Below are 13312 nucleotides of genomic sequence, written 5' to 3'. Positions count from 1 at the left end.
ATATCCCATAGCGAAAGCTAGTAAGGCCCCTTGAAGACTACAAGGTTGATAGGCTGCGTGTGTAAGTGTGGCAACACATTGAGCTTGGCAGTACTAATAGGCCGAGGGCTTGACCATAGGTAACTGTGGAAAGCCTTTGAGATTGTAGGTTTGGTTCGTTTATCTGCGGGTCCCTTTATTCAGTTTTCAGGGTATGTTTTCTGAAGAGATTATGTGCTTTGCACCATTAGCTCAGTTGGTAGAGCACCTGACTCTTAATCAGGGTGTCCCGGGTTCGAGTCCCTGATGGTGCACCAAAGGAAAGCGCCGGCTGGGGGTAAGAGACTGGCTGGCGGAAGACGGCCCGTTGGTCAAGCGGTCAAGACGGCGGCCTCTCACGCCGCAAACGTGGGTTCGATTCCCGCACGGGTCACCAAAGGGTTTCCGAGGAGGAGACCGGGAGCAAGAGGGAAAAGAGAATAGAGAACAAAGTTAGAAGACTTTGGAGTTGGTGTTGATGACGGCGAGGGTCCACCCGTTTCCATTCCGAACACGGAAGTTAAGCTCGCACGTGCTGACGATACTTGGCTGGTGACGGCCCGGGACAATAGGAGGATGCCAACACTTATATTCCTCAATAGCTCAGCCGGTAGAGCATGCGACTGTTAATCGCAGGGTCGTTGGTTCGAGTCCAACTTGGGGAGCCAAAAAGATATAGTTTAAGTTTTTGCTTAAGCTATATCTTTTTCTTTTTGTATAGCTTAATTATTTTGTAATCAGTTATAGGCTATGAGAATGCTAGAACATGAAGAGGTGGACGGTCGATTTAATAGAGGCGTGTGAGTGTGAGCGTTCAAAATATCAGGTGTTAGTACTTCCTTATTTTATAAAAATAATTTTGACAAATTTATTGCAGGAGGAGGGAGAGGATGGGGATGGTTCTTTTGGAGTAAAGATTGCAGAATGCTCCCGGAGTATTCTTTTTAGGATATTTTTGGTTAATTTTTGATGTACTTTGTTTCATATATTATAATAGTTTTTTATTTTCCACTTAAGCGAAGCCCCGGGCTTAACCTAGGTAAAGTAAAAAAAGCATCAATTTGGTTTTGATTTGAAAAATATATACGCAATAGTAAAAACAAGTACATTGCATGGGGCATGCTATTATTGCCACCTGTTTACATGGAAGTAGACGGAGGACACGCGATGGTGATACCTGTAATAAATTCCTGGAAATAGATATGTTTTTATTGCAGAGGAGTTGTAAAGAAAGATCGAATAAATTACTTTAGCGTCTTTCAAGAAGAAGCTTTCTTGAAATAAAATTGTACACCATAACAATAGCTGTTGCTACAAGCTTTGAGATCATGTAATGGATAAGGAATAAGTCGACCATGAACCACATAATTAGTTGATTAATCAGCAGGCCGATTATGCTTAACCCAATGAATATTAGAAAGCTGGTTAATGCCTTTGTATTTCGTTGAGTATCAAATACAAAAATTATGCTGAGAAGATAATTGATAATTACGGATAGAGAAAAAGATATCGCACTGGAGATTAAAGGATTTATTAGAAATTGCTCTGTAAGGAAAATCAAAATCCCATAATCAATACCGAAGCATAATAATCCTACTGCGCCGAATTTTATTGCCTGCTTAATTAGTTTTTTCATGGTATAATAGTCTTTTCCATTCCATTTCAATTATACAAAGCTTATATTCAAAGTCCTGACGGCTTTTTTCGACAAGGGTAGAAAGAATCAATCCAGCAAAAAATGAAATAATTGCTGCTAACGCAATAAAACCGCTGACTATTAATGTTGGAAAATTATCAACACGGTTTGTTATTAAGAAAAGATAGAAAACAGGAATAAACATACCGGCAGAGATAAGAAGCAGGATAAGCGATAGAACCCCAAAAAACCCATAGGCTTGTAATTTTTGTATAAGCGAAAAATAGTTTTAAGCACTTTAAAGCCATCGCTATAAGTGTTTAGCTTGGATTCACTGCCTTGTGGACGATCCCGATATTCAATTATTACATTTTCAACCATCATGTTTTTATTCACAGCGTGAATACTCATTTCTGTTTCTATTTCAAAACCTTGAGAAAGAACGGGAAAACTTTTCACAAACAAATAACTAAATGCTCGATAACCAGTCATAATATCTTTAATTTTGCTTTTAAATAACCGATTAATTGTACTTCGTACAACGCTATTACCCAAATTATGAAACGGCCTTTTGTTTTCTTGAAAATAAGTGGAAGAGAGACGATCGCCAACAACCATATCAACATTTTTATTTAGAACTAAATCTGCCATATTCCTGCCATATTCAGCTGGATAAGTATCATCTCCATCGACCATTAAATAGCATTGAGCATCAATCTCGCGGAACATACGGCGAATAACATTCCCTTTTCCTTGCTGATATTCATGGCGTACAATTGCCCCAGCCTGAGTGGCGATTTCTGCGGTACCATCTGTTGAGCAGTTATCATAAACATATATTACTGCTTCAGGGAGAGCCTTTCTCCAGTCGGCAACCACCTTTCGGATGGTTTTAGCTTCATTATAGCAGGGAATTAATATCGCTATTTTATCCATTTTGTATATCCCTTTCTTGATGATCATTTCGTTGATTCCTGAAAAGTAAAACGGTTAGAATGGGGGTCAGTAATAAGATTGGGTATGCATAGCGCATTTCCGCATAAACAGGGGAGATTAGGCAGGTTAGGAGGACTGCCCCAATTAGAACACACAAGGGGCGTATACTTTTGTTTTTTTTCAATATACCGATAAAAAATAAAAGCAAACATAACCAAGTGTAACAGCCTATGCCGAAAAATAAAGAGATAATTGGTATTTTACGAAGCTGATTAACAAAATGTTCGGCGTGTAGTTGAAGTTGGGATTGACTGGGATTTGTTTGATACGATAAATAATTTTCATCATAAATAGTCCATTGATTTTCATTATAGAAGGAAAGCATATGTTGGTAGCTGTTAGTGGAAATCATCCAGTAGTCGGTCAATGGATACCAATAGCCACTGGAATTAGCTAAAAATGCTTCCAGATAAGTCTTGGGATGCTGGATCATTAATTTAAAATAAACAGTGAGGAATGAACCTATATCGTCCTTAACAGCTTGTGTGTTGAACTCTGATTTTACATTATCAGAGATTTTAGGATTGTATAATTCACCCAATTGGTCGTAAGGAAGAAAGCGGTTAATGCTGAGCTTGTCCTCTTCGCTTATATCACTCTCATGATATTTAACAGTTCTCGCAATTTGCTGCATCGGAATTGATAATGCTTCGCGCATATCTCCTTTTTGAATGTTAAGCTGATTCATACAAACTGTGTAGATACCACCATAAACAGCAAAAGCCGCCAATACGGTTAGCAGAATCCGACGCCGATGTTTTTTTCCATAATAAAATAAAAAAGGTACCGTTAAAACAATAATATAAATTCCGGTCTTTTTAAAGAAAAGAACTCCTAATATAGAAATTAATAATAATACAGTCGTGTGGATCCTGCTTTTACAACAAAGCGTGTGTTCACCACAAAAAATATATAATGCAGTTCCGTAGAGAAGGATAAACATGGCCAGCCAAATATCTTTCCATAAAGTCACGCTATACCAGCCGATTAAAGGGTTTAGAGCTAAAAAAGCAAGAACTAACAGACGGATTCGACTGCTCACGCCGCAACGGGCAAGCCAGTAAATAATAAAGGAGAAGATGAGAGCGAAGCTTAATATTTGCAATGCAGAACATAAGGCAATAGCTTGATCTATGGTTCCAAAAAGCGCAATACCAATCTTGAGAACTAGACCTTGTATTAGCGAATGAACAAAAGGCTGATGGTCGCTTAATGGGACAAAGCCAAGCCCTTGATTAATTTGATAATACGAATCCCATGTAACAACCCCCGGAAAGTTTATAAAATAATAGGGGAGCCAAAGCACAGAAATAACCACAGTTACTAAAAAAATAGATCGAGCATTTCCAGTAAACCAAGCTCTCTCTTTTCCGATAGAAGAGTACGAATAATCCTGTGCCTTGATCATTAACCAACGAATTGCAGGAAAAAATAATAAGAAGTACCCGCTTAATAGTAAGAAAATATCAATTATAACATATTTATTAATCCCGTGGGGAGCGAACAGTGAAGAATAGCGGTCAATGTTAAAACCAAAGTATGCAATGAGTGCAAAAAGCGCAGCCGAAAATACGGAAAAATGCTGAACCCTTTTCGTATGAGGAATAAATAAGATCTTTGATAGTAGCAACCATAGTGCAACGAGTACAATTAGTGAAAATACATGATTAGCGCCCATATGCTCAACGAAGTTATCATATGAAGTCAGTTCAATTGTACGGTCCGCGGAAACAGCAATAGTACCTAGCAATGCACACAAAAAGAGGATTGTTTTTTTTATCCACTTATTTTCTATGGACATTCTCATTGTTGTCCTCCTTAAGTTTGGTTCATACAAAACAAACTGCTTGAAAACCATCACACAAAATGAATGCTTCAAACAGTAGTTCTTGTCCTAATAAATATTATATAGCTTTTAGAAAAAATGTCAATCTTAACCAGAGGGAAAAACAATACCCGTCTCCGAATTTTGTTTGGTAATTAGGATTGAATTTTTTCTGCGTTTCATGTATAGTAGGGCTACAGGATTTTGAATGATGAAAGGTGACGGTTTTAATGACTTCAAAGGAATTGGTGATTAAGACAATAAAGGGAGAAAATCCAGGCCGTACCCCGGTTTATGGCTGGGTAGAGGCCAATCTCAGCGATGTGATATCCAAGAAGTACGGCAGTGTGCGTAATTTTGAGGATCACTATCAGTTTGATATGTCCCATATTTTTGGCGGTCCCGGCTGCCTCAATCCTGAGGTAGCTAAATTGCGTGATGCCGGTGAGGAAATTACTCCGGAGGTTTTGCTCTCTTATCCATTGCCGGATCCAAACGATATGAGCCAGTATCAGAACATTGTAGAGCAGCTGGACTTTCACCATCAGCGGGATCGTTTTTGCTACCTTCAGTCCAACGGTATTTTTGAATGCCTGAATGATCCCTTCGGCATTGAAAACCACCTGATGTATATGCTGCTGTACCCCGATGAGATCGCGGAGGTCTATCATCGTCAGGCTGAGTGGAACAAACAGTTTGCACTGAATGCGATTGAGCTCGGTGTGGACATGATTCATGTTTCCGATGATTGGGGCGCGCAGAAATCCTTGATGTTCAGCCCGCAGCTCTGGCGGGATTTGATTTATCCCAACCATAAAATTACAGCTGACGCCGTTAAAAAGGCCGGCGCTTTCCTCAGCCTGCATTCTGACGGCTGTATTGTGGACGCGGTTGACGGTATTTGTGAGCTTGGCTATGATGTTGTCCATCCCTGGCAGGAGTCTGCCGGCATGTCCTACGACCTGTATTTGAATAAATACGCTGATAAATTTGCCATCCTGGGAGGAATCTGTATTCAGACTACCTTGGGTTTTGGCGATTATGACCGCCTGGAAAAAGAAATACGCCGGGTATTTAGCTTGCTGAAGGGGAAACGCTGGATTTGCTGTACCACTCATTTTGTACAGGATCACTGCTCGCTTGAGGAGCTGGAATTTGCTTACGATCTGATCACTAAATTAGCAAGAGACTGATCACTAAATTAGCAAGAGAATAATCAAGGATGGAATTGCCCCGTTGAGCGGGGCAATTTTGCTTTAGGGGGAGGTTTTGTCGAAATGGAGAAATCTTTAAATCTATCACATTTGGTGCTGGGCGTCTGTTATTACCCAGAGCATTGGGAGGCTTCGCTGTGGGCGGAGGATTTGCGCCGCATGAAGGAACACGGGATTGAAGTGGTGCGGATTGGAGAGTTTGCCTGGAGCAAAATAGAACCCCGCGAGGGTGTTTTTGACTTTAGCTTTTTTGACCGCTTTTTAGACCTGTGCCAACAAGAACATATGCGGGTAGTATTCGGTACGCCGACCTGCACGCCGCCTGCCTGGCTGACGGAAAAATACCCCGAAGTGCTCAATGCGCGGGAGGACGGTGTCTTTTATCGCCATGGGCTGCGTCAGCATCACAACTACACCAGCGAGGTTTACCTTGCGTTTTGTGACCGCATCGTCACCCAAATGGCCATTCATTATGGCCGTCATCCGGCAGTGGCCGGGTGGCAGATTGATAACGAGTTTAATTGTGAGGTCAATGAGTACCATAGCGAAAGTGATCAGCAGGCGTTTCGGCTTTTTCTCAAGGCCCGGTTTCAAACGCTGGAGAATTTGAATGAAAAAATGGGAACGGTTTTTTGGAATCAGACCTATACCAGCTGGGAAGAAATTTTTCTGCCCCGCCCGGCGCCGTCAAAAGGCTATAACCCGCACCTGAAATTAATGGAAAAACGTTTTATCAGTGAAGCAGTTATCCGTTATTGCAAACGGCAGGCAGAGATATTAAGGCGCTATATCCCACAAGAGGCCTTTATCACCACAAATGGCATTTTCGGTAATTTGGACAGTCATGAACTGACGGAAACCACTCTTTCCTTTATGACCTATGACAGCTACCCGAATTTTGCATTTGACGGAAACAGCAACCCCAAGGAGCCTGGCGCTTTCAACGACCGCAGAAGCTCCTGGAGCCTGACACGCTGCCGCTCGATCTCCCCGAATTTTGGCATTATGGAGCAGCAGTCCGGCCCCGGCGGCTGGGTCAGCCGTATGCGTCAGCCTTCGCCCAAGCCGGGGCAAATGCGCCTTTGGACCTGGCAGAGCTTTGCCCATGGTGCGGATGCGGTTTCCTATTTTCGTTGGCGTACCGCCCCGGTGGGAACGGAAATTTATTGGCATGGCCTGCTGAATTACAGCAATGAACCTACGCGCCGGCTGCGTGAGCTGGCTCAGGTTTCAACCGAGGCCCGCAGGTTGGCAGATCTGGCCGGGACGAAGTACCGTGCTGCTATTGCCATGCTCAAGGATTATTCAAATCAATGGGACAGCGAGTTGGATGAGTGGCGGCATCAGGATGCAATCAGTGACACCGGCTGGTATGAGGCCTCACAGGTCTGCCATGCGCCGATGGATTTTGTCTATTTGCCTGAGGACGGAAGCCAGCGTACCGTGGAGCTGGAGGAACTGTTGCATTACAAGCTGCTGGTTTATCCGCACCCCGCTATCTTGACCAGTGAGCGTGCAGAACTGCTGCGCCGGTATGTGGAGGCCGGCGGAATATTGGTCTTCGGTGTGCGTACGGGGTACAAGGATGAGTATGGGCGCTGCCCGATGCGGCCAATGCCAGGCTATGCCATGCAGCTGGCGGGTGTAAAAGTAGAAGACTTTACAATTCAGTCCCCGGCCGATGAACCGGAAACTGTGGACTGGGATGGGGAGCAGCTGCCTGCACCAGAATTTCATGAAATACTTGTGCCCCTAGAGGGGACAAAGGTGCTGGGGCACTTCTGTGGCAGCTATTATGACGGCGAACCCGCCCTGACGGTTCGTGAACTGGGAAAAGGGCGTGTTTATTACTATGGAGCGGCATTTACCCGTGAAACCGCAGCGGTCTTTCTGCAAAAACTGGAATTAGCGGAGACCTTCGGGGCGCTTGTCAGTGTACCGTGGGATGTAGAAGTAGCGGTGCGTGGGGAAGGCGTTCAGGAGACCCTGTTTTTACTCAATTATCAGGGAGAAGTGCGGCGGGCGCGGGTTCATGTGCCAATGGAGAATTGTTTTACCGGCGAGGTCCTCTGTGGAGAGGCGGAGCTCCCTGCTTACGGTGTCGCACCCTTACGCCGGCTTAGGTGAAGTGATGGGCGTGTCAGACAGGCCGTGTAAGCAGCGTGTGGGAAAAACAGTCGAAATCGAGAAATAATAAATACTTATTGTATATTTTTAGAAAATATAAACTATTTGGATTGAATATTGGCCTATTTAGAGGCGAACACTGTAGATCAAAGGGAACAGACTCTCCGCTGCCCACAAACCGGGGGAAAGACTCGTTCTGCCTGCTTCGTGCACTGCTTTGGCTTGCGGAATATCCGGAGATTAAGCCGAAACAGCAAAGATTGCAATATTTTGATTACAATATTGATGGTTTCGACAAAATATTACCAATTGTATAAGCTTTATCAACGGAGTTCTCCGATTTGATAAGGGCGGTATACTGGCTTTCATGCCGCAGGCCCGCTGTCCGTTGCGGGCAGCGCCGTCCTTTGCCCGCGTTTGTTTTACTGTGGTTCTATGGCTGGTTTTGTTTTAGTTTTGTGTTGTTTTCAGTTGGGCGGATAGAAAGCATCAAATGCTGGATAAAATATAAAGGGTAAGAGTGCCGTCCAAAGAGGCGGGTATACTGATTGCGGGCGTAAAAACCACCGGAGGGAAAACCTGTTAATTTTTTCTGATGAAAAAGAAAATATTCCCTATTCATGTTGCCGGGAAGATGCTATAATAAGCTACATGGCCAAAAAGTTTTTTAATTGAACGGCAGCTGACAGGACAGGGCGTCCATTTGGCGGCTGCCATAAGATCCCAATAATAGAAGGAGAAAGAGCTATGTTTTTGATGACGCTGCAAAAATTTCAACGCCGCGTAGAAGAGTTGAGCAAACGCCGTTATTTCGGGAACCGTACCATTGCCCCGTTTGTCTCAATGCCAGGGACGCTTCCTGTTGACGAGTCCTACCGTGAGGTGCCCAATAAAATTGAGGGCGGTACCTTTGGCCTGAACGATTTATTCATTGGGCGCGACCGCTACCTGTGGGCAGAAAAGGACGTTGAGCTGCTTCCGGCTAAAGAAGGCTGCTCGGTCATTGGTTTATTTGATTTTGGCGAGACCGGGGGCGGCTTCAATTCCGGTTTTGAATCCCTGCTTTACCTGGACGGTAAACCGTACCAGGGGGTCGACACCTATCATAATGAGGTGTTTTTCAACGGACTGGAGGGGCAAAAGGCCCGCTTGACCTTCCTGCTCTGGACTGGCCTGGAAGGCGGCGGCGAACACAGGACGTTCCATCATCAGCTGAAGCAGGCAGACCTGGCTTATTTGCATCAGGCGACAGATGATTTTTATTATTTTGCCCGCGCAATTACACAGACGGTAGAGCTTTTGCCGGAAGAAAACACGGACAGAGTCAACCTGATGGCGGCGCTGGAGCGCGCGCTGAAGGTTATCAATTGGGATGACGACTGCTTCTACAGGACCGTTGAGCAGGCGCTGGCACTGTTGATGGATGAGCTGGATAAACTGGAGAAAAACAGCGAGGTTACCGTCCATGTGGTTGGACATACCCACATTGATGTCGCCTGGCTGTGGCGGCTGAAGCATACCCGTGAAAAGGCGCAGCGCTCCTTCTCCACCGTACTGCGTCTGATGGAACAGTACGACGAATATATTTTCCTGCAAACGCAGCCCCAGCTTTACAAATATGTGAAAAACGACTGCCCGGAGCTCTATGAACGCATGAAGAAGAGTATTGCCGCAGGTAAATGGGAGCCGGACGGCGGCATGTGGGTAGAAGCCGACTGCAACATTTCCTCGGGAGAGGCGCTTGTGCGCCAGTTCCTGCATGGAACGCGCTTTATTGAGCGGGAGTTCGGGAAAAAATGCGAGTACCTCTGGCTGCCGGACGTGTTCGGCTATAGCTGGGCGCTGCCGCAGATTTTGAAGCTCTGCAATATTAAGACCTTTATGACGACTAAAATCAGCTGGAACCAGTATAACGAGATTCCGGATGATCTCTTCCGTTGGCGCGGCATTGACGGCACGGAGGTGCTGACCTATTTTGTGGACACCCCCGGCGAGGGTCAGGATATTTCGACCCGCTATGCCACATATAACGGCCTGCTGACCCCGCATTCGGTTCTGGGGTCCTGGAAAAAGTTCAAAAATAAGGAGCTCAGCAAGGATGTGCTGATTTCCTACGGCTATGGCGACGGCGGCGGCGGCGTCACCAGGGATATGCTGGAGATGCGCAGAAGGATGGACCGCCTGCCGGGCCTGCCCCATGTCAAAACGGATACGGCACGGGAGTTCTTCCACAAAATCCATGAGGATGTGCAGAACACGGACCAGTATGTGCACACCTGGGACGGCGAGCTGTATCTGGAATATCACCGGGGCACCTACACCTCTCAGGCGTACAATAAAAAGATGAACCGCCGGCTGGAGAATAAGCTGGCACAGACTGAGTGCCTGTCCTCCATCGCCTATATCCTGGGCGGCAGCTATGACCAGGAGGCTATCAACGACAGCTGGGAATGCGTGCTGCTGCATCAGTTCCATGATATTATTCCGGGTTCCTCTATTCATGAAGTTTACGAAGATTCCCACAAAAATTATGAGGCCGCGGAGCAGAAGGCCGATGCCGCGCGCGGCATGGCCCTGACCTTCCTGACGGAAAACCGGGAGAACAGCTTTACCGTGTTCTCATCCTGTAGCTTTGCGGGCAAGGAGCTGGTTCACCTTGCCGTGACGGGCGAGGGGGCCTTCTACGACGGAGCGCAGCAGCTGCCTGCTCAGAAGTCCGCCGGTGGTTACGACGTCTTGGTGGATATGACGCCCTTTGCGCTGAAGACCATTGAGTTCCGCCCGGCTCAGGTCAGGGCGCCGGAGTCTGCCTTCCAGGTAGACCTGGCTGCACGTACGCTGGAAACGCCGTTCTACTCCATTGGCTGGGAAGAGGGCGGTATGCTCAGCCGTCTCTTTGACAAGGAGAATCAGCGTTCCGTACTGAAGGATCACCAGTATGGCAACGTATTGGAAATTTTTGAGGATAAGCCCATCGACTATGATGCCTGGGATATTGATATTTTCTACCAGCAGAAAAAAGAGATTGTCAGCCTGTCTAAGCCGGCCGAGCTGGTGGAGCAGGGGGCGCTGAAGACTGTGCTGCGGTTCACTTATCGCTACAATGATTCGGAGATCTGCCAGGATATGACTGTCTACAGCGATTCCAGACGGATTGATTTTAAAACCCATGTGGATTGGCACGAATCCCACCGCCTGCTGAAAACGGCCTTTTATACGGATATCCGTTCCACCAAGGCAACCTACGATATCCAGTTTGGCCATGTGGAGCGGCCGACTCACTGGAATAACAGCTGGGACTGGGCACGTTTTGAGGTTTGCGGCCACAAGTGGGCGGACCTTTCAGAGACCGGCTACGGCGTGAGCCTGCTCAACAATTGTAAGTATGGCTATAATATTAAGGATAACGCCATGAAGCTGAGCCTTCTCAAAAGTGCGAAATATCCGGACACGTCTGCGGATATGGGCGAGCATGATTTTACCTATGCGCTGCTGCCCCATGCCGGCACTTTCCTCGACGGCATGGTGATCGAAGAGGCCAACCGCCTGAACCTGCCCGCGCTGACAGTTGCCGGCAGCACGGCAAAGGACAGCCGCCGCCTTGTAAAGGTTTCGACCAATGCCGTGCTGGTGGATGTTGTGAAGAAGGCAGAGGATGAAGATTGCCTGGTTGTACGGCTGCATGAATGCCACGGCAGTACCGTCGGCTTTACGCTGAGCTCTGATTTTGCCTGGAAAAAGGTAGAGAGCTGCAACCTGCTGGAAGAGGGACTCGGAGAAACCTTTGAGCAGCAGGAATTAACCCTCTCCATGCGTCCGTTTGAGATTAAAACCTTCAAAATTTATCTTGCATAAACCGTTTGCCGGCCCGCGCGTGCTTTTGCGGCTGGCAGCCTGATTGGCCGGAGCCCGTTGATTGATGTCAGCGGGCTTCTGCTGTCGGCTTTTCTATCTGTGCCGCCTTTCGTGGAGGGCGTATTTTGCCGGGGCCCGAAGGGCTCAGCGGGATTCATCCCAAACAAAAATGTATTAAAGGAAAAGAGGAATGAACCATGGAAAAAACAGTTGCCGGCTGGTGGGAAAAGCTTGATCGGGAGCATTTGCGGAAAAGCCTGGAAAAGGTCAACCGAAACATTCGTACCAAGGGGATTTTGGGCACAAGGGTCAGCGAACTGTACTTGCCGATGGGCGAACTGCTGACCGGCTATGCTTACGGCGAGTTTTATGACTGGGACCTGTATTTTGAAAATATTTATATGGCTTATTTCGGTGTGGCGAAGTACTGCCGCAATAATGTAGAGGCCTTTTTAGACCAGCAGCTTGCGTGTGGCTTTGTGGCCAGAACCCTGCTTTCACCCCGTATGCGCCAGCATTTTAAACCCTTTTTGGCGCAGGTTGTGCTTTTAGGCCTGAAGCAGGGGCAGAACATCCTATGGGTGAAGGACCGCTATTATCAAAGGCTTAAAAAGTACCTGGATTATTGGTTCTGGTATTTGGACTTTGATAAAAACGGGCTGGCGGTTTGGGACAGTGCCGACCATACGGGGATGGATAACCAGGTTCTGCGAGCGGGGTCGCTCGATGCGCAGATTGCCGAGGGGGTGGACTTGAACTGTTATCTGTACCGTGAGCTGCTGGCGATGGAAATCATTGCGAATAAGCTGGGCGAGGCCGCCGACGCGCAGGCCTTCCGGCAGCATGCGGAGAAACTCAGAGACTGCATCAACACCATTCTTTGGGATGATCAGGACGGCTTTTATTATGACCGGAATGAAAGGACTGGGGAGCGCATCCGCTATAAATCGGCTTCCTCCTTGACACCGCTGTGGGCCGGGGTCGCCTCGGAGGAGCAGGCGAAAATCCTAATCGAACGGCATCTGCTCAACCCGGAGGAGTTCTGGCTGGAATACCCGCTGGCTTCCTGGGCTAAAAATGAGAAGGGCTATTACCAGCAGAGAAAATCGGGTGAATGCACCTGGATGGGCGCCTGCTGGGTACCAATCAATTATATGGCTATGCATGGTCTGGTGCGCTATGGCTATAAGACGGAAGCGGAGCAGCTGGCCTTAAAGAGCTTTGAAATGGTTAGCCAGGAGGAAGAGGTGCGCGAGTTCTATAATGCCGAAACCGGCATCGGACAGGGGCTCAACCCGTTCTGGGGCTGGTCAACCTTAGCCTATTTTATGCCCCTTGAGCTTTTGTACGGCAGCGACCCGACGGCACTGAACGACGGGCGGATTGCCCCGCTGGCAGCCGAGCATCTCAACCTGTGCTTCTAAGGGCTGCTGGAGTGCCGCGCAGCATAAAATTTACCATCCTTTTATAAATTACACTTGCTATGAAACAATAGTTTGGGTTATACTATCTATAAGGTTAAAATGCCGCGCCTCCCCAGAAAAATTTTCATTTTTCCATGGAAAGGGCGGCTGTTTGGCAGGAGGGCCCTGGTGCTTTTAAGAGCCGGGGCCCTCGAAAATTTACATTAAGCAAAAGAAA

6 protein-coding genes, 3 tRNA genes, 2 rRNA genes and 1 pseudogene are annotated in these 13312 nt (G+C 46.9%); 9 read left to right on the top strand and 3 right to left on the bottom strand.

The window, feature by feature from the left end:
• The 5 genes from DPQ25_RS12205 to DPQ25_RS12185 all read left to right on the top strand — a co-directional run.
• Positions 1 to 117 (top strand): 23S ribosomal RNA (locus DPQ25_RS12205); the annotation flags it as partial.
• Between the two features lie 103 nt (positions 118 to 220).
• A tRNA-Lys gene (locus DPQ25_RS12200) sits at positions 221 to 296 on the top strand.
• A 44-nt stretch (positions 297 to 340) separates the two neighbouring features.
• Positions 341 to 415, top strand: a tRNA-Glu gene (locus DPQ25_RS12195).
• Positions 416 to 486: 71 nt separating this feature from the next.
• Positions 487 to 603: ribosomal RNA gene (rrf, locus tag DPQ25_RS12190) — 5S ribosomal RNA — on the top strand.
• A gap of 7 nt (positions 604 to 610) precedes the next feature.
• Positions 611 to 686, top strand: a tRNA-Asn gene (locus tag DPQ25_RS12185).
• A 581-nt stretch (positions 687 to 1267) separates the two neighbouring features.
• Here the strand turns inward: DPQ25_RS12185 and DPQ25_RS12180 are convergent.
• From DPQ25_RS12180 to DPQ25_RS12170, 3 genes and pseudogenes are all read right to left on the bottom strand, one after another.
• A complete protein-coding gene (locus DPQ25_RS12180; RefSeq protein WP_112333452.1) occupies positions 1268 to 1654 on the bottom strand; it encodes a GtrA family protein in 387 nt (128 codons plus the stop codon).
• Positions 1638 to 2590 (bottom strand): annotated as a pseudogene (locus DPQ25_RS12175) (glycosyltransferase family 2 protein). Before DPQ25_RS12175 ends, DPQ25_RS12180 begins: the two are co-directional and overlap by 17 nt.
• Positions 2583 to 4457 carry a DUF6020 family protein gene (locus tag DPQ25_RS12170; protein ID WP_112333451.1) on the bottom strand — a complete coding sequence of 625 codons (1875 nt, stop codon included), beginning with the start codon at positions 4455 to 4457 and terminating at the stop codon, positions 2583 to 2585. The pseudogene DPQ25_RS12175 and the gene DPQ25_RS12170 overlap by 8 nt, the downstream one beginning before the upstream one ends.
• Positions 4458 to 4705: 248 nt before the next feature.
• On the opposite strand from DPQ25_RS12170, the gene DPQ25_RS12165 reads away from it, so the two are divergent.
• The 4 genes from DPQ25_RS12165 to DPQ25_RS12150 all read left to right on the top strand — a co-directional run bounded on the left by DPQ25_RS12165 (position 4706) and on the right by DPQ25_RS12150 (position 13095).
• Positions 4706 to 5668: a uroporphyrinogen decarboxylase family protein gene (locus tag DPQ25_RS12165; protein WP_112333450.1), complete on the top strand. Its 963-nt coding sequence runs from the start codon at positions 4706 to 4708 to the stop codon at positions 5666 to 5668.
• Between the two features lie 84 nt (positions 5669 to 5752).
• Entirely contained in the window at positions 5753 to 7816 is a 2064-nt protein-coding gene (locus DPQ25_RS12160; RefSeq protein ID WP_112333449.1) for a beta-galactosidase, read from the top strand.
• A gap of 747 nt (positions 7817 to 8563) precedes the next feature.
• Complete coding sequence (locus DPQ25_RS12155) at positions 8564 to 11671, top strand: alpha-mannosidase (protein ID WP_112333448.1); 3108 nt, start codon at positions 8564 to 8566, stop codon at positions 11669 to 11671.
• Positions 11672 to 11868: 197 nt separating this feature from the next.
• Positions 11869 to 13095, top strand: coding sequence for an MGH1-like glycoside hydrolase domain-containing protein (locus DPQ25_RS12150; protein WP_112333447.1), 1227 nt, complete (start codon positions 11869 to 11871; stop codon positions 13093 to 13095).
• Positions 13096 to 13312 lie beyond the last annotated feature (217 nt).

The sequence above is a fragment of the Hydrogeniiclostridium mannosilyticum genome (assembly GCF_003268275.1).
Lineage (GTDB): Bacteria > Bacillota > Clostridia > Oscillospirales > Acutalibacteraceae > Hydrogeniiclostridium > Hydrogeniiclostridium mannosilyticum.
The sequence above is the reverse complement of the archived record's forward strand: the minus strand, read 5'-3'. Positions and strand labels throughout refer to the sequence as shown.

Coding starts and splice junctions, on each gene's coding strand:
- DPQ25_RS12165 (WP_112333450.1), top strand. CDS start 4,706: ATGACTTCAAAGGAATTGGTGATTAAGACAATAAAGGGAGAAAATCCA.
- DPQ25_RS12150 (WP_112333447.1), top strand. CDS start 11,869: ATGGAAAAAACAGTTGCCGGCTGGTGGGAAAAGCTTGATCGGGAGCAT.
- DPQ25_RS12180 (WP_112333452.1), bottom strand. CDS start 1,654: ATGAAAAAACTAATTAAGCAGGCAATAAAATTCGGCGCAGTAGGATTA.
- DPQ25_RS12160 (WP_112333449.1), top strand. CDS start 5,753: ATGGAGAAATCTTTAAATCTATCACATTTGGTGCTGGGCGTCTGTTAT.
- DPQ25_RS12170 (WP_112333451.1), bottom strand. CDS start 4,457: ATGAGAATGTCCATAGAAAATAAGTGGATAAAAAAAACAATCCTCTTT.
- DPQ25_RS12155 (WP_112333448.1), top strand. CDS start 8,564: ATGTTTTTGATGACGCTGCAAAAATTTCAACGCCGCGTAGAAGAGTTG.